Here is a 19,895-nt window from a genome sequence, read left to right on the forward strand (position 1 = left end):
GCCTTCACTCCCGATGGTCGTGGGTCTGGGTGATACGGCCTTGTTCCACGTGGAACAAAGCGACTGGCGTTTCCGTCTGCCAGCCTTCCCTCAATAATTCGTGGTCTACACAGGTGATAAACACCTGGCAGCGTAAGTCTTCCAACAAGCGGCATAACGCTCGGCGGTGTTGCTCGTCGAGTTCTGACGGCAAATCATCCACCAGATAAATACATTGACCGCGCCGGGCCTGGCTAACCAAATGCCCTTGGGCGATACGCAATGCACATACCACCAGCTTCTGCTGGCCGCGGGACAAGATATCCGCGGCATTATGTGCGCCTAACCTAAGACGCAAATCAGCGCGCTGGGGGCCGGCCTGGGTGTGGCCGATTTGCTGATCCCGCTGCAAGGACGTGGCGAGCACTGCACTCAGTTCACGCTCTTTGTCCCAACCGCGGTAGTAGCTCAGCGTCAGCCCTTCGAGGTCCAACAACTCACTCAAGGTCTGCTCAAAGACTGGTTTCAAGGCTTTGATATAGGCGCGGCGGTATTCATCTATTTCGTCGCTGGCCAGGCACAGTTCCCGGTCCCAGGCTGCTTGCGACGCGGCGTCAAGTGTACCATGCCGCAGCCATGAGTTCCGCTGCCGCAAGGCCTTCTGCAGGCGCTGCCAAGTGGCCATGAAGCGCGGTTCCACGTGGAACACTCCCCAATCGAGGAACTGCCGACGGATTTTCGGCGCGCCTTCGAGCAAACGGAAACTGTCGGGGTTGATCAGTTGCAGCGGCAGGATTTCCGCCAACTGCGCCGCGCTGCGAGCATTTTGCCCGTCGATGCGGATCTGAAACTCGCCCCCGCGATCACGGGATATCCCCAGGCTGCTATGGCCACCTTCAGCCAACTCGACCTGGCCAAACACCGTACACGCCAGTTGTTCGTACTGAATCACCGGCAACAGGCGGGCACTGCGGAAAGACCGGGCAAGCCCCAACAAATGGATGGCTTCCAGCACGCTGGTTTTGCCACTGCCGTTGGCGCCATGGAGGATATTGATGCGGGGGGAAGGGGAGAAGGTCACCGGGTGCAGATTGCGCACCGCGGTGACCGAGACGCGACTGAGGGACATCTAGCTTCTGCTGAGCATGATTACAGACGCATCGGCATAACAACGTAAGCCGAGTCATCGTTATCGGATTCTTGCACCAGCGCACTGCTGTTGGAGTCGGACAGAATCAGGCGAACCTGTTCGGTGGTCATCACACCCAGCACGTCGAGCAAGTAGCTCACGTTGAAGCCGATTTCCAGCGAACCGCCGTTGTAGTCGACGCCCACTTCTTCTTCCGCTTCTTCCTGTTCCGGGTTGTTGGCCTGGATTTTCAGTTGGCCGTTGGCCAATTGCAGGCGAATACCCCGGTACTTTTCGTTGGACAGAATCGCAGTACGGCTGAACGCCTCACGCAGAGCCTGGCGATCACCGACCACCAGCTTGTCGCCACCTTTAGGCAGTACACGCTCGTAATCCGGGAACTTGCCGTCAACCAGCTTGGAGGTGAAGGTGAACTCGCCGGTGGTGGCGCGGATGTGATGCTGGCCCAGGACGATGCTGACAATACCGTCCGGCTCGGTGAGCAGACGCGCCAGTTCAAGGATACCTTTGCGCGGCACGATCACCTGATGACGGTCCGGCTGACCGATATCGGCCTTCATCGAACACATGGCCAGGCGGTGACCGTCGGTGGCCACGGCGCGAATAATGCCTTCCGACACTTCCAGCAACATACCGTTGAGGTAATAGCGCACGTCCTGCTGGGCCATGGCGAAGCTGGTGCGCTCGATCAAACGACGCAGTTTGCTTTGCTCCAGGCTGCAGGTCAGCGAACCCGGGCCTTCTTCCACAGTCGGGAAGTCATTGGCCGGCAACGTCGACAAAGTGAAGCGACTGCGGCCGGCCTTGACCACCAGCTTCTGCTCATCGACCTTGATGTCGATCAGCGCGTCGTTGGGCAAGCTTTTGCAGATATCCATCAGCTTGCGCGCGGGCACGGTGATCTCGCCAGGTTCAGCGGGCTCTTCCAGCTGAACGCGACCCACCAGTTCGACTTCCAGGTCGGTGCCGGTCAAGGACAATTGCTGGCCCTCGACAACCAGCAATACGTTGGAAAGCACCGGCAAGGTCTGTCGGCGCTCGACGACGCCTGCGACCAGTTGCAGGGGTTTCAACAGGGCTTCGCGTTGAATGGTGAAGTGCATGGTCTAGTCCCTTGCCTTAATAAGCTGCGCTGGTGTCATCAAGTAGTCAGTGTACGCAGCAGGTTCTTGTAGTCCTCGCGAATATCCGCGTCGGATTCCTTAAGCTCGTTGATCTTGCGGCATGCGTGCAAGACCGTGGTGTGGTCGCGACCACCGAAGACATCGCCGATTTCCGGCAGGCTGTGGTTGGTCAACTCCTTGGAGAGTGCCATGGCCACCTGACGCGGACGTGCCACCGAGCGCGAACGGCGCTTGGACAGCAGATCGGAAATCTTGATCTTGTAGTACTCGGCCACGGTGCGTTGGATGTTATCCACACTCACCAGTTTGTCCTGCAGAGCCAGCAGGTCTTTCAGGGATTCGCGAATCAGCTCGATGGTGATGTCGCGGCCCATGAAGTGCGAGTGCGCGATGACCCGCTTGAGCGCGCCTTCCAGCTCACGCACGTTGGAGCGAATGCGTTGGGCGATGAAGAACGCGGCGTCGTGGGGCAGATCGACTTTGGCCTGATCGGCCTTTTTCATCAGGATCGCCACGCGGGTTTCCAGCTCCGGTGGCTCGACCGCCACGGTCAGGCCCCAGCCGAAGCGCGACTTCAAGCGTTCTTCCAGGCCTTCGATTTCCTTCGGGTAGCGGTCGCTGGTCAAGATGACCTGCTGGCCGCCTTCGAGCAGGGCGTTGAAGGTGTGGAAAAACTCTTCCTGGGAACGTTCCTTGCGCGCGAAGAATTGAATGTCATCGATCAGCAAGGCATCCACGGAACGGTAGAACCGCTTGAACTCGTTGATAGCGTTGAGCTGCAGGGCCTTGACCATGTCAGCCACGAAGCGCTCCGAGTGCAGGTACACGACCTTGGCATTCGGGTTCTTCTTTAATAGATGGTTACCCACCGCGTGCATCAAGTGCGTCTTACCCAGGCCAACGCCACCATAAAGGAACAGCGGGTTGTAACCGTGCTTGGGGTTGTCGGCGACTTGCCAGGCGGCCGCGCGGGCCAGCTGGTTGGATTTACCCTCGACGAAGTTCTCAAAGGTAAAGGTGCGGTTCAGGTAGCTGGTGTGCTTGAGCGCGCCTTCGACCTGCACGGTGCGCTGCTCGGCGCGAACCGGTGCTTGCTGGGAACTGGCACCCGCCATCGGATCGAAGCTGTCGCGGGACGGCTCTTCATTGGCCGGCGCGTTTTTCTGGGCCGATGATTTCGAAGGCGTCGGCGCGGGAGCCGGCGCGTGGTTGACCGGAGCCGTCACCGCCTGGGCTTGCGACGCGGCAGCCGCCAATGGCGCATTCGGCGCAGCGCGAGGCGCGGAGCTACGTTTGCTGCCTATTAATAAGGAGAGCACGGGCGCGAGGCCGTTGCCATGTTCATCGAGCAATTCGAGAACGCGGCTCAGGTACTTCTCGTTGACCCAGTCGAGAACAAAACGGTTGGGTGCGTAGACGCGCAACTCGTCGCCTTCGGCTTCGACCTGTAGCGGACGGATCCAGGTGTTGAATTGCTGGGCAGGCAGCTCATCGCGCAAAAGCTCTACGCACTGCTGCCAAAGTTCCACTGACACGGATATCCCCTAAGTTGAAAGCCGGTGAGGCAAAAACAGCCGCCATTGTAGCGGTCGGCCGCCCACTTATCCACATGTAGGTTGCGCACAGGCCAGCCAAAATCAACGCCTTAACGTGAATAAAGGCGACCAATGGTCTGTGCATAAGCTCTGTGGATAAGCGCCCCTGAGCTCGTTGCACAAGTGGGGTCGAAAGTCTGTGGGTAACTGGCCTGTGGATAACAACCCATTCCACCCACAGCTTATCCGACAGCGCAGCACAGGCAGAGCACCGTTTCTCCCCCGTGTTGTCATTCTCTGTACATCACGTGGAATAAGGCCTAAAGGCAGTTATCCACAGATGAATGCCTGCCTAGCTTTTATAAGCTTTACAGAAAAGCTTTAAATAACTTCCTTCTTTATTTTTATATCTATGGCATTGCCCTTGGAAGCTCGCTGGACAAAAAAGGGCGGATTGCCTGTAAAGATCTAATTGAAGGAAAAGCTGGTTGGAAATTGACCTAGAGGCTTGCTTTCTCTAGAATCGCCGGTCTCTTAAAACGGGGGCCATTCCGGCCCGTTGTGGACGAACCAGGTAACAACGCCATGAAACGTACTTTCCAACCAAGCACCATCAAACGCGCCCGTACCCACGGCTTCCGTGCTCGCATGGCTACCAAGAACGGCCGTGCTGTCCTGTCGCGTCGCCGCGCCAAAGGTCGTGCGCGTCTGGCAGTTTGATAATCCGGTACTGGTGGTGAGTCAGGACTTCAGTCGGGAAAAGCGTCTGCTTACCCCCCGGCACTTCAAGGCAGTCTTTGACTCCCCCACCGGCAAGGTTCCGGGGAAAAATCTCCTGCTCCTTGCGCGTAACAACGATCTGGATCACCCCCGTCTCGGGTTGGTGATCGGCAAGAAGAGCGTAAAGCTCTCCGTTGAGCGCAATCGCCTCAAGCGTCTGATGCGCGAATCGTTTCGCCTCCACCAGGACACTCTGGTTGGTTGGGATATTGTTATCGTCGCGCGCAAAGGCTTGGGGGACGTAGAAAACCCCGAATTGATTCAGCATTTCGGCAAGCTCTGGAAACGTCTGGCGCGTACCAACAAACCAGCACCAGCAGTCAGCACCGAAACTGTAGGGGTAGACAGCCTTGATGCGTAAACTGGCACTCGTTCCGATCCAGTTTTACCGCTATGCCATTAGTCCTCTGATGGCCAACCACTGTCGTTTCTACCCCAGTTGTTCCTGCTACGCGTTAGAGGCCATAGAAAATCATGGTCTTCTGCGCGGTGGCTGGCTGACCTTTCGTCGTTTAGGTCGCTGTCATCCGTGGAATCCCGGTGGTTATGACCCGGTTCCACCTATCCCTACCTCCCGTTCTTCTTCGATGGCCGAGTAATCATGGATATTAAACGCACGATCCTGATCGTCGCCCTGGCAATCGTGTCCTACGTCATGGTTCTTAAGTGGAACCAGGACTACGGTCAAGCTGCCCTGCCGACTCAGAATGTTGCTGCCAATCAGGCTGCGCCGGCTATTCCGGACACCCCGCTGGGTAACAATGCGTCCGCGAGTGCCGATGTTCCCAGCGCGAATGGCGAGACAAGCGCCCCTGTAGAAACGCCAGTTGTCACCAATAAAGACCTCATCCATGTGAAAACGGATGTGCTCGACCTGGCTATCGATCCACAAGGTGGTGATATCGCGCAGCTGAAACTGCCGCTGTATCCACGTCGCCAAGACCATCCGGATGTTCCGTTCCAGCTGTTCGATAACGGCGGCGAACGCGTTTATCTGGCACAAAGCGGCCTGACCGGCACCAACGGTCCGGATGCGCGTGCTACCGGTCGTCCGGTTTATTCGACCGAACAGAAGACTTATCAACTGGCTGACGGCCAGAACCAGTTGAACGTCGACCTGAAATTCAGCCTCGACGGCGTCAATTACATCAAACGCTTCAGCTTCACCCGCGGTTTGTACGACTTGAAGGTCACTTACCTGATCGACAACGAAAGCGACAAAGCGTGGAGCGGCAACCTGTTTGCCCAGCTCAAGCGTGATGGCAGCGCCGATCCTTCTTCCAGCACTGCCACCGGCACCGCGACTTACCTGGGCGCCGCCCTGTGGACAAGTAACGAGCCGTACAAAAAAGTGTCGATGAAAGATATCGACAAGGGCGCGCTGAAAGAAACCGTCCAAGGTGGTTGGGTTGCCTGGTTGCAACACTACTTCGTGACCGCGTGGATCCCGAACAAGGGTGAAGCCAACCTGGTGCAAACCCGCAAGGACAGCCAGGGCAACTACATCATCGGCTTTACTGGCCCGACGTTGACCGTTGCTCCAGGCGCCAAGGCTGAAACCACCGCGACCCTGTACGCCGGCCCGAAAAGCCAGGCAGTGCTCAAAGAGTTATCCCCAGGTCTGGAACTGACTGTGGATTACGGCATCCTGTGGTTCATTGCCCAGCCGATCTTCTGGCTGCTGCAACATATCCACAGCATCGTCGGCAACTGGGGCTTCTCGATCATCTTCCTGACGATGCTGATCAAGGGGATCTTCTTCCCACTGTCGGCCGCCAGCTACAAGTCGATGGCGCGCATGCGTGCCGTGGCCCCGAAACTGGCCGCGCTGAAAGAACAACATGGCGACGACCGGCAGAAAATGTCGCAGGCCATGATGGAGCTGTACAAGAAAGAGAAGATCAACCCGCTGGGTGGATGCTTGCCGATTCTGGTGCAGATGCCGGTATTCCTGTCGCTGTACTGGGTACTCCTGGAAAGCGTGGAAATGCGCCAGGCACCGTTCATGCTGTGGATAACTGACCTGTCGATCAAAGACCCGTTCTTTATCCTGCCGATCATCATGGGCGCGACCATGTTCATCCAGCAGCGCCTGAACCCGACTCCGCCGGATCCGATGCAGGCCAAGGTAATGAAAATGATGCCAATCATCTTCACCTTCTTCTTCCTGTGGTTCCCGGCTGGTCTGGTGCTGTACTGGGTGGTCAACAACGTGTTGTCGATCTCTCAACAGTGGTACATCACACGTAAGATCGAAGCGGCTACCAAAAAAGCCGCGGCGTAACTTACTCTGTGGATAACCACTCAAGACGCCCCCTAGTGGGGCGTTTTGCTTTCCGTCACTTTTGTTCTGGAACCTGCTGATGAGCGCTCCTCGTGAAACCATCGCTGCTGTCGCTACCGCCCAAGGTCGCGGCGGTGTCGGTATCGTTCGAATTTCCGGGCCGCTCGCCGGTATGGCCGCCAAGGCCATCAGCGGTCGTGAGTTGAAACCGCGCTACGCCCATTACGGCGCGTTTCTGGATGCGGATAACCAGGTGCTGGACGAAGGCCTGGCCCTCTATTTCCCGGGGCCGAATTCCTTTACCGGTGAAGACGTCCTTGAATTGCAGGGTCACGGCGGCCCCGTCGTGCTGGATATGCTGCTGCAGCGCTGCCTGCAACTGGGCTGTCGCCTGGCCCGGCCGGGAGAATTCAGCGAGCGTGCATTCCTCAACGACAAACTCGACCTGGCCCAGGCCGAAGCCATTGCCGATTTGATCGAGGCCAGTTCTGCACAGGCGGCGCGCAACGCCTTGCGCTCACTGCAGGGTGCGTTTTCCCTGCGCGTGCATAACTTGACCGAGCAACTGATCAGCCTGCGCATCTATGTGGAGGCGGCGATTGATTTTCCGGAAGAAGAAATCGACTTCCTCGCCGATGGCCATGTGTTGGCGATGCTGGATAAAGTCCGCGACGAGTTATCCACAGTACTGCGCGAAGCCGGGCAGGGCGCGTTGTTGCGCGACGGCATGACCGTGGTGATTGCCGGGCGCCCCAATGCGGGCAAATCCAGCCTGCTCAATGCCCTGGCCGGCCGTGAAGCGGCGATCGTCACCGAGATTGCCGGCACCACCCGGGATATCCTGCGCGAACATATCCACATCGACGGCATGCCGCTGCACGTCGTCGATACGGCCGGGCTGCGTGACACCGACGACCAGGTGGAAAAGATCGGCGTGGAACGCGCCCTCAAGGCCATCGGCGAAGCCGACCGCGTGCTGCTGGTGGTAGACGCCACTGCGCCGGAGGCGGTGGACCCTTTCGCCCTGTGGCCGGAATTCCTCGAGCAACGGCCCGACCCGGCCAAAGTCACCTTGATCCGCAACAAGGCCGACCTGACTGGCGAAGCCATTGCCATGGAAACCAGCGAGGATGGCCACGTCACGATCAGCCTGAGTGCCAAGTCGGCCGGGGATGGCCTGGAGTTGCTGCGCGAACACCTCAAAGCCTGCATGGGCTATGAGCAGACGTCGGAAAGCAGCTTCAGCGCCCGTCGCAGGCACCTGGAGGCGCTGCGCCATGCCAGCGCGGCCCTGGAGCATGGTCGGGCGCAGCTGACCTTGGCTGGCGCCGGTGAGCTGTTGGCTGAGGATTTACGCCAGGCGCAGCAGCTATTGGGCGAGATCACCGGGGCATTCAGCTCGGATGACCTGCTGGGGCGGATCTTTTCCAGCTTCTGTATCGGTAAATAGACCTTCGTTGTCCACAGACAGGCCATTCGTGCCTGTCTGTTTCTCTTGTTTCAGCCGATTTCCTCTCTTTCTGCACTCCTGAGCCAGCCATTGGTGGCCTCGCCGTGGGCGCGATTTGCGTTGGCGCAGCAATTTCTGTGGATTAAGCCCTGTGAATAACCGCGCCTGTGCCCGGTTGATAACAGGGCTTGAAACCTGAGCGAAAACCCCTCTGTGGATAACCGCCTGTTTAATCCACAGGCTTAAAGCACTTATCCACGCCGCTCATGGACACATGACCACAGACTTTTGAATCTCTGTACATTACGTAAATAAAGGGCTGTAGCAATCTATCCACAGAAATTAGGCTCAGTATAAATAAACATAAAAACAAAGATTTAATATCTTTCTCTCTTTTAATTTCTATTGTCTGTGATTCATCCACAGCTGGTTAAATTTTGTGCAAAGGGTTCTTTAGGAAGGGCTAAGTCCCTATACTGGCCGCCAAAGCTCTAAAACCAGCTCAATCAATCAATTCCTAATTACCTACATAAGCAGGCACGAGGTGCGTGGTGGATTTCCCTTCCCGTTTTGAAGTGATCGTCATCGGCGGCGGTCATGCCGGTACCGAGGCAGCACTGGCCTCAGCACGCATGGGTGCAAAAACCCTGTTGCTGACGCACAACGTGGAAACCCTTGGTGCCATGAGTTGCAACCCTGCCATTGGCGGCATCGGCAAAAGCCATCTGGTCAAGGAAATCGATGCCCTTGGCGGCGCGATGGCCATGGCCACCGACAAAGGGGGTATTCAATTTCGTGTGCTGAACAGCCGCAAAGGCCCAGCCGTGCGTGCGACCCGGGCACAAGCCGACCGCATCCTGTACAAGGCGGCGGTACGCGAAACCCTGGAAAACCAGGCGAACCTGTGGATATTTCAACAGGCAGCCGATGACCTGATCGTCGAACAAGACCAGGTCCGCGGTGTTGTTACCCAGATGGGCCTGCGTTTCTTCGCTGAATCCGTGGTGTTGACCACCGGCACGTTCCTCGGTGGACTTATCCACATCGGCATGCAGAACTATTCCGGTGGCCGCGCCGGCGATCCGCCGTCGATTGCCCTGGCACAACGCCTGCGCGAACTGCCGCTGCGGGTCGGTCGCCTGAAAACCGGTACGCCGCCGCGGATCGATGGGCGTTCGGTGGATTTCTCGGTGATGACCGAGCAGGCCGGTGATACGCCGATTCCGGTGATGTCGTTCATGGGTTCGAAAGAGCAGCACCCGAAACAGGTGAGCTGCTGGATTACCCACACCAATGCGCGTACCCACGAAATCATTGCCGCGAACCTCGACCGTTCGCCGATGTATTCCGGGGTGATCGAAGGCATCGGCCCGCGTTACTGCCCGTCGATCGAAGACAAGATCCACCGCTTTGCCGACAAGGAAAGCCACCAGGTCTTCATCGAGCCCGAAGGCTTGACCACTCACGAGCTGTACCCGAACGGGATTTCCACTTCCCTGCCGTTCGACGTGCAAATCCAGATCGTGCAATCGATTCGCGGCATGGAAAACGCGCACATCGTGCGTCCCGGCTACGCCATCGAGTACGACTATTTCGACCCGCGTGACCTGAAATACAGCCTGGAAACCAAAGTGATCGGTGGTCTGTTCTTCGCCGGGCAAATCAATGGCACCACCGGTTACGAAGAAGCCGGCGCCCAAGGTTTGCTGGCCGGGGCCAACGCCGCGTTGCGCGCGCAGGGCAAAGACAGCTGGTGCCCGCGTCGCGATGAAGCGTATATCGGCGTGTTGGTCGACGACCTGATCACCCTGGGTACCCAGGAACCGTACCGGATGTTCACTTCGCGGGCGGAGTACCGTCTGATCCTGCGCGAAGACAACGCCGACCTGCGCCTGACCGAAAAAGGCCGCGAGTTGGGCCTGGTGGATGACGCGCGTTGGGCGGCTTTCTGCAAGAAACGCGAAAGTATCGACCTGGAAGAGCAGCGCCTGAAAAGCACCTGGGTTCGCCCGGGTACCGAGCAGGGCGACGCGATCGCCGAAAAATTCGGCACGCCGCTGACCCACGAGTACAACCTGCTGAACCTGCTGTCCCGTCCGGAAATCGACTACGCTGGTCTGATTGAAGTGACCGGCGGCGGCGCAGACGATCCGCAGGTCGCCGAACAGGTCGAGATCAAAACCAAGTACGCCGGTTATATCGATCGCCAGCAGGACGAGATCGCTCGCCTGCGCGCCAGTGAAGACACCAAGCTGCCTGTGGATATCGATTACACCGGGATTTCCGGGCTGTCGAAAGAAATCCAAAGCAAGCTGGGGATAACTCGCCCGGAAACCCTGGGCCAGGCTTCACGGATCCCCGGTGTCACCCCGGCAGCCATTTCGCTGTTGATGATTCATTTGAAAAAACGCGGCGCGGGCCGTCAGTTGGAGCAAAGCGCTTGAGTTCGTTGGTCACCTCGCAACACGCCGAAGAGTTATCCACAGGAGCACGCCAGTTGGGTGTCGACCTGAGCCCCGCCCAGCACGAGTTGCTGCTCGGCTACCTGGCCCTGTTGATCAAATGGAACAAGGCTTACAACCTGACGGCGGTGCGCGACCCCGACGAAATGGTCTCGCGCCACTTGCTCGACAGCCTGAGCGTGATGCCGTTCATCGAAAACGGCCGCTGGCTCGACGTCGGCAGCGGCGGCGGGATGCCCGGCATTCCGCTCGCTATCCTGTTTCCCGAGTCGCAAGTGACCTGCCTGGACAGTAACGGCAAGAAGACCCGCTTCCTGACCCAGGTCAAACTCGAACTGAAGCTGGACAACCTGCAAGTTATCCACAGTCGCGTCGAAGCCTTCACGCCGCCGCAGCCTTTCAACGGAATTGTTTCCCGGGCTTTCAGCAGCATGGAGAATTTCAGCAACTGGACCCGCCACTTAGGCGACCGCGACACACGTTGGCTGGCAATGAAGGGCGTTCATCCAAGCGACGAGCTGTTAGCATTGCCGGCAGACTTCCACCTCGATAGCGAACACGCCTTGGCCGTACCCGGTTGCCAAGGCCAACGCCATCTGCTGATACTGCGCCGCACGGCATGATTGGGAACACAAGCAAGAATGGCTAAGGTATTCGCGATAGCGAACCAGAAAGGTGGCGTGGGTAAAACCACCACCTGCATCAACCTCGCAGCATCCCTGGTCGCGACCAAGCGCCGGGTGCTGTTGATCGATCTCGATCCACAGGGCAACGCCACCATGGGTAGCGGTGTGGATAAACACGGCCTGGAAAACTCGGTCTACGACTTGCTGATCGGCGAGTGCGACCTGGCCCAGGCCATGCACTATTCCGAACACGGCGGTTATCAACTGCTGCCTGCCAACCGCGACCTGACGGCGGCGGAAGTGGTGCTGCTGGAAATGCAGATGAAAGAAAGCCGTCTGCGCAGCGCCTTGGCGCCGATCCGCGAGAATTACGATTACATCTTGATCGACTGCCCGCCGTCGCTGTCGATGCTGACGCTCAATGCGCTGGTGGCCGCCGATGGCGTGATTATCCCCATGCAGTGCGAGTACTACGCACTGGAAGGCTTGAGCGACCTTGTGGATAACATCAAGCGTATCGCCGAACTGCTCAACCCGAACCTGCAGATCGAAGGCCTGCTGCGGACCATGTTCGATCCGCGCCTGAGCCTGATGAACGATGTGTCGGCGCAGCTCAAGGAACACTTCGGCGATCAGTTGTACGACACCGTGATCCCACGCAACATCCGCCTGGCCGAAGCGCCAAGCTATGGCATGCCCGCGCTGGCGTATGACAAGTCCTCGCGTGGCGCCATTGCCTACCTGGCATTGGCCGGCGAGATGGTTCGTCGTCAACGCCGCAACTCCCGTACCGCTGCAGCCCAGCCAACTTAAGGAAACCCCATGGCCGTCAAGAAACGAGGTCTCGGACGTGGACTGGATGCACTGCTGAGTGGTCCGACTGTCACGACCCTTGAAGAACAAGCGGTACAGGCCGACGAGCGCGAGCTGCAGCACCTGCCGCTGGACCTGATCCAGCGCGGCAAATACCAGCCGCGCCGGGACATGGACCCGCAGGCGCTGGAAGAACTGGCCAACTCGATCAAGGCCCAGGGCGTGATGCAGCCGATCGTGGTCCGCCCGATTGGCGCCGGCCGCTTTGAAATCATCGCTGGCGAACGCCGCTGGCGCGCGAGCCAACAGGCCGGCAAGGAAACCATCCCGGCGATGGTGCGCGATGTGCCGGATGAAACCGCCATCGCCATGGCGTTGATCGAGAACATCCAGCGCGAAGACCTCAATCCGATCGAAGAAGCGATCGCTTTGCAGCGTTTGCAGCAGGAATTCCAGCTGACCCAGCAACAAGTGGCCGATGCCGTGGGTAAATCCCGCGTGACCGTGTCCAACCTGCTGCGCCTGATCGCACTGCCGGAAGTCATCAAGACGATGCTTTCCCATGGCGACCTCGAAATGGGGCATGCGCGTGCTTTGCTCGGTTTACCGGAAAATCAACAGGTTGAAGGGGCGCGACACGTTGTCGCACGGGGCCTCACCGTTCGTCAGACCGAGGCCCTGGTTCGACAGTGGCTCAGTGGTAAACCTGCACCGGTCGAAGCGGTCAAAACTGATCCGGATATCGCGCGTCTCGAACAGCGCCTGGCCGAGCGCCTGGGCTCTGCGGTGCAAATTCGGCATGGCAAGAAGGGTAAAGGCCAACTGGTCATCGGCTATAACTCGCTAGATGAGCTTCAGGGTGTTCTTGCCCACATCCGCTGAAACAATTGCTTATGTAGCGTGTGATCGGAAATCACTACCTGACAGTTGAATAGGGGCAGAACCGCCCCTATACTCTGCGCGCATTTTGTCGGCACAAATTATGCCAAGTTATTGATTTCCGGCAGCCGACCATTGAGGAGCAAGAGTGGTGGAAACCCGCACGCCAAACACGTCGTCGTTCCATCGCTTGGCCGTTTTCCCGGTTCTATTGGCGCAATTTGTCATTTTGCTGATCGCCGCACTGGCGCTTTGGTACTGGCATGGAGTCGTAGCGGGATACTCGGGACTCTGCGGAGGCCTGATAGCCTTGCTGCCCAATATGTATTTTGCTCACAGGGCCTTTCGGTTTTCCGGCGCCCGAGCAGCCCAGGCCATCGTCCGGTCTTTTTATGCCGGCGAGGCGGGGAAATTGATTTTGACGGCAGTGCTGTTTGCACTGACCTTTGCAGGTGTGAAGCCATTGGCGCCGCTGGCTGTATTCAGCGTCTTCGTGTTGACCCAACTGGTCAGCTGGTTCGCTCCCCTGCTAATGAAAACAAGACTTTCGAAACCTTAGGGCGTTTGAGGCAACCATGGCAGAAACAACCGCTTCGGGCTATATCCAGCACCACTTGCAGAACCTGACCTTCGGTCAGCTTCCCAACGGCGGCTGGGGCTTCGCCCACACCGCAGCAGAAGCCAAAGAAATGGGCTTCTGGGCTTTCCACCTGGATACTCTGGGCTGGTCGGTCGCATTGGGTCTGATTTTCGTCCTGATTTTCCGCATGGCGGCAAAGAAGGCGACTTCCGGTCAACCGGGTGCCCTGCAGAACTTCGTTGAAGTATTGGTCGAATTCGTCGATGGCAGCGTGAAAGACAGCTTCCATGGCCGTAGCCCGGTGATTGCACCGCTGGCACTGACCATCTTCGTCTGGGTGTTCCTGATGAACGCCGTCGACCTGATTCCGGTCGACTGGATTCCTCAGTTGGCCATCCTGATCACTGGCGATCACCACATTCCATTCCGTGCGGTGTCCACCACTGACCCTAACGCCACCCTGGGCATGGCCCTGTCGGTGTTCGCGTTGATCATTTTCTACAGCATCAAGGTCAAGGGCATCGGCGGCTTCATCGGCGAACTGACCCTGCACCCGTTCGGCAGCAAGAACATCTTCGTTCAAGCCCTGCTGATCCCGGTGAACTTCCTGCTGGAATTCGTGACTCTGGTCGCCAAGCCGATCTCCCTGGCCTTGCGACTGTTCGGCAACATGTATGCCGGCGAGCTGGTGTTCATTCTGATCGCTGTGATGTTCGGCAGCGGTCTGCTCTGGCTTAGCGGCCTGGGCGTTGTTCTGCAGTGGGCGTGGGCTGTGTTCCACATCCTGATCATCACCCTGCAGGCGTTTATCTTCATGATGCTGACCATCGTCTACCTGTCGATGGCGCACGAAGAGAACCATTAAGGCCAGTCTCGACTAGTCTGATGTCCTTCCCGGTAAAACGGGAAGGTGGCCTGAAAGGGCTATGAAACGATTTGTTTTACCGCTTTAAAATCTAAAAAACCTAAACCATACGACGTAAAAGTCGGGAGGAAAGATGGAAACTGTAGTTGGTCTAACCGCTATCGCTGTTGCACTGTTGATCGGCCTGGGCGCCCTGGGTACTGCCATTGGTTTCGGCCTGCTTGGCGGCAAATTCCTGGAAGGCGCAGCGCGTCAGCCAGAAATGGTTCCAATGCTGCAAGTTAAAATGTTCATCGTCGCCGGCCTGCTCGACGCCGTGACCATGATCGGCGTTGGTATCGCTCTGTTCTTCACCTTCGCGAACCCCTTCGTTGGTCAACTCGCTGGCTAATCACTCGAATTTTCGAGTTGATTGGGGTGATGGACAACGAATGAGCGAGGTGTTGGCGTGAACATTAATGCAACCCTGATTGGCCAATCCGTTGCGTTCTTCATTTTTGTAGTGTTTTGCATGAAGTTCGTGTGGCCTCCGGTCATCGCGGCTTTGCACGAACGTCAGAAGAAGATCGCGGATGGTTTGGACGCTGCCAGCCGTGCAGCTCGCGACCTGGAGTTGGCCCAAGAGAAAGTGGGTCATCAACTGCGCGATGCTAAAGCACAGGCAGCTGAAATCATTGAGCAAGCCAAGAAGCGCGGCAACCAGATCGTCGAAGAGGCTGTTGAAAAAGCCCGCGTCGAAGCTGATCGTGTGAAGGCTTCGGCTCATGCCGAGATCGAACAGGAACTGAACGGCGTCAAAGACGCGCTGCGTGCCCAACTGGGTGCGCTGGCGGTCGGCGGTGCCGAGAAGATCCTCGGTGCCACAATCGATCAAAACGCGCACGCGGAGCTGGTTAATAAACTGGCTGCTGAAATTTAAGCGAGGGCGATCATGGCAGAACTGACCACGTTGGCCCGACCTTACGCTAAGGCAGCCTTCGAGCACGCCCAGGCCCACCAGCAGCTGGCCTCTTGGTCAGCCATGCTCGGCCTGGCTGCAGCAGTGTCGCAAGACGACACCATGCAGCGCGTGCTCAAGGCCCCGCGCCTGACGAGCGCAGACAAGGCCGCCACGTTTATTGACGTGTGCGGCGACAAGTTCGATGTGAAAGTGCAGAACTTCATTCACGTCGTTGCCGAAAACGACCGTCTCCCGCTTCTGCCGGAGATTGCCGCTCTGTTCGACCTGTTCAAGGCCGAGCAAGAGAAGTCGGTAGACGTTGAAGTGACCAGTGCTTTTGCATTGAACCAAGAACAGCAAGACAAACTCGCCAAGGTTCTCAGTGCACGACTCGACCGGGAAGTGCGCCTGCAAGTTGCGGAAGACAAATCCCTCATTGGGGGCATTGTCATTCGCGCCGGCGACCTGGTTATCGATGGCTCGGTTCGCGGCAAACTCGCGAGCCTTGCCGAAGCATTGAAATCTTGAGTTTGAAGGGGCAGCAGAGCAATGCAGCAACTCAATCCTTCCGAAATAAGTGAAATTATCAAGGGCCGCATCGACAAGCTCGATGTGACCTCCCAAGCCCGTAACGAAGGCACTGTCGTCAGCGTATCTGACGGCATCGTGCGGATTCACGGTCTGGCCGACGTCATGTACGGCGAGATGATCGAGTTTCCGGGCGGCGTCTACGGTATGGCCCTCAACCTGGAGCAAGACTCCGTAGGTGCCGTTGTATTGGGCGCGTACACCAGTCTGGCTGAAGGCATGAGCGCCAAGTGCACCGGCCGCATCCTGGAGGTTCCGGTTGGTAAGGAACTGCTGGGTCGCGTAGTCGACGCACTGGGTAACCCAGTTGACGGCAAAGGTCCGCTGAACAACACCGAGACCGATGCGGTCGAGAAAGTTGCTCCAGGCGTGATCTGGCGTAAGTCGGTAGACCAGCCTGTACAGACTGGCTACAAGGCTGTCGATGCCATGATCCCAGTCGGCCGTGGCCAGCGTGAGCTGATCATCGGTGACCGTCAGATCGGTAAAACCGCTCTGGCGATCGACGCGATCATCAACCAGAAGAACAGCGGCATTTTCTGCGTCTACGTAGCCATCGGTCAGAAACAATCGACCATCGCCAACGTGGTTCGCAAGCTGGAAGAAAACGGCGCCCTGGCCAACACGATCATCGTGGCTGCCAGTGCTTCGGAATCTCCTGCGCTGCAATTCCTGGCACCGTACTCCGGTTGCACCATGGGTGAATTCTTCCGCGACCGCGGTGAAGACGCGCTGATCGTTTATGACGATCTGTCCAAGCAAGCAGTGGCTTACCGCCAGATTTCCCTGCTGCTGCGCCGTCCACCAGGCCGTGAAGCCTACCCAGGCGACGTGTTCTATCTCCACTCCCGTCTGCTGGAGCGCGCATCCCGCGTTTCGGAAGAATACGTAGAGAAGTTCACCAACGGCGCAGTGACCGGCAAAACCGGTTCCCTGACCGCACTGCCGATCATCGAAACCCAGGCTGGCGACGTTTCCGCGTTCGTTCCGACCAACGTGATTTCCATCACCGACGGTCAGATCTTCCTGGAATCGGCCATGTTCAACTCGGGCATCCGCCCTGCAGTGAACGCCGGTGTTTCGGTATCCCGTGTGGGTGGTGCCGCTCAGACCAAGATCATCAAGAAGCTCTCCGGTGGTATCCGTACCGCTCTGGCTCAGTACCGTGAACTGGCGGCATTCGCCCAGTTCGCTTCTGACCTGGACGAAGCGACCCGTAAGCAACTTGAGCATGGTCAGCGCGTTACCGAGCTGATGAAGCAGAAGCAATACGCCCCGATGTCGATCGCTGACATGGCGTTGTCGCTGTATGCCGCTGAGCGTGGGTTCCTGACCGACGTTGAAATCGCCAAGGTCGGCAGCTTTGAACAAGCGCTGATTGCTTACTTCAACCGCGATCACGCCGAATTGATGGCGAAGATCAACGTGAAGGGTGACTTCAATGACGATATCGACGCTGGCATGAAAGCCGGTATCGAGAAGTTCAAGGCCACCCAAACCTGGTAAGCCGCAGCGGGAGCCGCAAGGCTCCCGCTTGCTAACCTGATAGGTGTTACATGGCAGGCGCAAAAGAGATTCGCAGTAAGATTGCGAGCATCAAAAGCACGCAAAAAATTACCAGCGCCATGGAAAAAGTGGCGGTCAGCAAAATGCGCAAGGCACAAATGCGTATGTCGGCTAGCCGTCCTTATGCGGAGCGTATCCGCCAGGTAATTGGGCATCTGGCCAACGCCAACCCGGAATACCGCCACCCGTTCATGATCGACCGCGAAGTTAAGCGTGTGGGTTATGTGGTAGTGAGCAGTGACCGTGGTTTGTGCGGTGGTTTGAATACCAACCTGTTCAAGGCCCTGGTCAAGGACATGGCGGTAAACCGCGAAAACGGCGTCGAGATCGATCTGTGTGTAGTTGGTAGCAAGGGTGCGGCCTTTTTCCGCAACTTCGGCGGTAACGTCGTTGCAGCTATCAGCCACCTGGGTGAAGAGCCGTCGATCAATGATTTGATCGGCAGTGTGAAGGTGATGCTGGATGCGTACCTGGAAGGCCGGATTGACCGCCTGTCCGTGGTATCCAACAAGTTCATCAACACCATGACCCAGCAGCCTACCGTGGAGCAATTGATTCCACTGGTGGCGACTCCGGATCAGGAACTCAAGCACCACTGGGACTACCTCTACGAACCAGACGCCAAAGAGCTGCTTGACGGCTTGATGGTGCGCTACGTGGAGTCGCAGGTGTACCAGGCGGTGGTCGAGAACAACGCAGCTGAACAAGCGGCGCGGATGATCGCGATGAAAAACGCTACCGATAACGCCGGTGATCTGATCAGCGATTTGCAGCTGATCTACAACAAGGCGCGTCAGGCTGCGATCACCCAAGAGATCTCGGAAATCGTCGGCGGCGCTGCCGCGGTTTAACGGTTCAAATATTCAGAGGATCCAGCTATGAGTAGCGGACGTATCGTTCAAATCATCGGCGCCGTTATCGACGTGGAATTTCCACGCGACAGCGTACCGAGCATCTACAACGCTTTGAAAGTACAAAGCGATGCAGGCACCACTCTGGAAGTTCAGCAGCAGCTGGGCGACGGCGTGGTTCGTACCATTGCAATGGGTTCCACCGAGGGCTTGAAGCGCGGTCTGGGTGTTCTGGACACTGGCGCTGCCATCTCCGTACCGGTCGGTAAAGCGACCCTGGGCCGGATCATGGACGTTCTGGGTAACCCGATTGACGAAGCTGGCCCGATCGACACCGAAGAGCGCTGGGGCATTCACCGTCCAGCACCTTCGTTCGCGGAACAAGCTGGCGGCAACGACCTGCTGGAAACCGGCATCAAGGTTATCGACCTGGTTTGCCCGTTCGCCAAGGGCGGTAAAGTCGGTCTGTTCGGTGGTGCCGGTGTAGGCAAGACCGTAAACATGATGGAACTGATCCGTAACATCGCCATCGAGCACAGCGGTTATTCCGTGTTCGCCGGTGTGGGTGAGCGTACTCGTGAGGGTAACGACTTCTACCACGAGATGAAGGACTCCAACGTTCTGGACAAAGTGGCACTGGTTTACGGTCAGATGAACGAGCCGCCGGGAAACCGTCTGCGCGTAGCACTGACCGGCCTGACCATGGCCGAGAAGTTCCGTGACGAAGGTAACGACGTTCTGCTGTTCGTCGACAACATCTATCGTTACACCCTGGCCGGTACTGAAGTATCCGCACTGCTGGGCCGTATGCCTTCGGCAGTAGGTTACCAGCCGACCCTGGCTGAAGAGATGGGCGTTCTGCAAGAACGTATCACTTCGACCAAGGAAGGTTCGATCACTTCGATCCAAGCGGTATACGTACCTGCGGATGACTTGACCGACCCGTCGCCAGCGACCACCTTCGCCCACTTGGACGCCACCGTCGTTCTGTCCCGTGACATCGCTTCCCTGGGTATCTACCCAGCGGTCGATCCACTCGACTCGACTTCGCGCCAGCTGGACCCGAACGTGATCGGCCAGGAGCACTACGACACCGCTCGCGGCGTTCAGTACGTGCTGCAGCGTTACAAAGAACTGAAGGACATCATTGCGATCCTGGGTATGGACGAGCTGTCGGAAACCGACAAGCAGTTGGTATCCCGCGCTCGTAAGATCCAGCGCTTCTTGTCGCAGCCGTTCTTCGTGGCTGAAGTCTTCACCGGTGCCTCGGGTAAATACGTTTCCCTGAAAGACACCATTGCTGGCTTCAAAGGCATCCTCAACGGTGACTACGACCACCTGCCAGAACAAGCGTTCTACATGGTCGGCGGCATCGAAGAAGCGATCGAGAAAGCCAAGAAACTGTAATCCCGGCGCCCGGCAA

The 19,895-nt window shown here is 57.7% G+C and carries 20 protein-coding genes; 17 read left to right on the plus strand and 3 right to left on the minus strand.

Features of this window, described 5'->3' with window-relative positions; all coding sequences use genetic code 11:
• Positions 1-4 precede the first annotated feature (4 nt).
• Genes recF through dnaA form a run of 3 tightly spaced genes read right to left on the minus strand, consistent with a single transcriptional unit; the run spans position 5 to position 3,788 of the window.
• Positions 5-1,108, minus strand: coding sequence for a DNA replication/repair protein RecF (gene recF / locus C8K66_RS20370; protein WP_010565854.1), 1,104 nt, complete (start codon positions 1,106-1,108; stop codon positions 5-7).
• 20 nt (positions 1,109-1,128) lie between these two features.
• The gene (gene dnaN, locus C8K66_RS20375; protein ID WP_017848945.1) at positions 1,129-2,232 is read right to left on the minus strand and encodes a DNA polymerase III subunit beta; all 1,104 of its coding nucleotides are present in this window, start codon (positions 2,230-2,232) and stop codon (positions 1,129-1,131) included.
• 38 nt (positions 2,233-2,270) lie between these two features.
• Positions 2,271-3,788, minus strand: coding sequence for a chromosomal replication initiator protein DnaA (gene dnaA, locus C8K66_RS20380; RefSeq protein WP_026140277.1), 1,518 nt, complete (start codon positions 3,786-3,788; stop codon positions 2,271-2,273).
• 585 nt (positions 3,789-4,373) lie between these two features.
• Between dnaA and rpmH the strand changes: the two genes are divergently transcribed.
• The 17 genes from rpmH (at position 4,374) to atpD (ending at position 19,879) form a co-directional block, all read left to right on the plus strand.
• Entirely contained in the window at positions 4,374-4,508 is a 135-nt protein-coding gene (gene rpmH / locus C8K66_RS20385) for a 50S ribosomal protein L34 (RefSeq protein ID WP_003213577.1), read from the plus strand.
• A 16-nt stretch (positions 4,509-4,524) separates the two neighbouring features.
• Positions 4,525-4,929, plus strand: a complete 405-nt coding sequence (rnpA, locus tag C8K66_RS20390; protein ID WP_010565857.1) for a ribonuclease P protein component — start codon at positions 4,525-4,527, stop codon at positions 4,927-4,929.
• Positions 4,922-5,167 carry a membrane protein insertion efficiency factor YidD gene (gene yidD / locus C8K66_RS20395; RefSeq protein ID WP_003213574.1) on the plus strand — a complete coding sequence of 82 codons (246 nt, stop codon included), beginning with the start codon at positions 4,922-4,924 and terminating at the stop codon, positions 5,165-5,167. Before rnpA ends, yidD begins: the two co-directional genes overlap by 8 nt.
• 2 nt (positions 5,168-5,169) lie before the next feature.
• On the plus strand, positions 5,170-6,852 hold the full coding sequence (gene yidC / locus C8K66_RS20400; protein ID WP_046381578.1) for a membrane protein insertase YidC: 1,683 nt from the start codon (positions 5,170-5,172) through the stop codon (positions 6,850-6,852).
• 79 nt (positions 6,853-6,931) lie between these two features.
• Positions 6,932-8,302: a tRNA uridine-5-carboxymethylaminomethyl(34) synthesis GTPase MnmE gene (mnmE, locus tag C8K66_RS20405; protein ID WP_017848941.1), complete on the plus strand. Its 1,371-nt coding sequence runs from the start codon at positions 6,932-6,934 to the stop codon at positions 8,300-8,302.
• A gap of 551 nt (positions 8,303-8,853) precedes the next feature.
• A complete protein-coding gene (gene mnmG / locus C8K66_RS20415) occupies positions 8,854-10,746 on the plus strand; it encodes a tRNA uridine-5-carboxymethylaminomethyl(34) synthesis enzyme MnmG (RefSeq protein WP_057004955.1) in 1,893 nt (630 codons plus the stop codon).
• The gene (gene rsmG, locus C8K66_RS20420; RefSeq protein WP_026140276.1) at positions 10,743-11,387 is read left to right on the plus strand and encodes a 16S rRNA (guanine(527)-N(7))-methyltransferase RsmG; all 645 of its coding nucleotides are present in this window, start codon (positions 10,743-10,745) and stop codon (positions 11,385-11,387) included. Before mnmG ends, rsmG begins: the two co-directional genes overlap by 4 nt.
• Before the next feature lie 18 nt (positions 11,388-11,405).
• Complete coding sequence (locus tag C8K66_RS20425) at positions 11,406-12,203, plus strand: ParA family protein (protein ID WP_016978715.1); 798 nt, start codon at positions 11,406-11,408, stop codon at positions 12,201-12,203.
• A gap of 9 nt (positions 12,204-12,212) precedes the next feature.
• The gene (locus C8K66_RS20430; protein WP_017848938.1) at positions 12,213-13,085 is read left to right on the plus strand and encodes a ParB/RepB/Spo0J family partition protein; all 873 of its coding nucleotides are present in this window, start codon (positions 12,213-12,215) and stop codon (positions 13,083-13,085) included.
• Positions 13,086-13,233: 148 nt separating this feature from the next.
• Positions 13,234-13,641, plus strand: coding sequence for a F0F1 ATP synthase subunit I (locus C8K66_RS20435; protein ID WP_026140275.1), 408 nt, complete (start codon positions 13,234-13,236; stop codon positions 13,639-13,641).
• Positions 13,642-13,657: 16 nt separating this feature from the next.
• A complete protein-coding gene (gene atpB / locus C8K66_RS20440; RefSeq protein ID WP_017848936.1) occupies positions 13,658-14,527 on the plus strand; it encodes a F0F1 ATP synthase subunit A in 870 nt (289 codons plus the stop codon).
• A gap of 133 nt (positions 14,528-14,660) precedes the next feature.
• On the plus strand, positions 14,661-14,918 hold the full coding sequence (atpE, locus tag C8K66_RS20445) for a F0F1 ATP synthase subunit C (protein WP_002555987.1): 258 nt from the start codon (positions 14,661-14,663) through the stop codon (positions 14,916-14,918).
• A 57-nt stretch (positions 14,919-14,975) separates the two neighbouring features.
• Positions 14,976-15,446, plus strand: a complete 471-nt coding sequence (locus tag C8K66_RS20450; RefSeq protein ID WP_015886647.1) for a F0F1 ATP synthase subunit B — start codon at positions 14,976-14,978, stop codon at positions 15,444-15,446.
• A 12-nt stretch (positions 15,447-15,458) separates the two neighbouring features.
• Positions 15,459-15,995: a F0F1 ATP synthase subunit delta gene (locus C8K66_RS20455; protein ID WP_017848934.1), complete on the plus strand. Its 537-nt coding sequence runs from the start codon at positions 15,459-15,461 to the stop codon at positions 15,993-15,995.
• Positions 15,996-16,016: 21 nt separating this feature from the next.
• Positions 16,017-17,561, plus strand: coding sequence for a F0F1 ATP synthase subunit alpha (atpA, locus tag C8K66_RS20460; RefSeq protein ID WP_017848933.1), 1,545 nt, complete (start codon positions 16,017-16,019; stop codon positions 17,559-17,561).
• A 50-nt stretch (positions 17,562-17,611) separates the two neighbouring features.
• The gene (atpG, locus tag C8K66_RS20465; RefSeq protein ID WP_017848932.1) at positions 17,612-18,472 is read left to right on the plus strand and encodes a F0F1 ATP synthase subunit gamma; all 861 of its coding nucleotides are present in this window, start codon (positions 17,612-17,614) and stop codon (positions 18,470-18,472) included.
• 27 nt (positions 18,473-18,499) lie between these two features.
• Entirely contained in the window at positions 18,500-19,879 is a 1,380-nt protein-coding gene (gene atpD, locus C8K66_RS20470) for a F0F1 ATP synthase subunit beta (protein ID WP_010565871.1), read from the plus strand.
• Positions 19,880-19,895: the final 16 nt, after the last annotated feature.

Origin of the sequence: Pseudomonas sp. GV105 (assembly GCF_003058185.1) — a bacterium.
In the GTDB taxonomy this organism is placed as follows: domain Bacteria; phylum Pseudomonadota; class Gammaproteobacteria; order Pseudomonadales; family Pseudomonadaceae; genus Aquipseudomonas; species Aquipseudomonas veronii.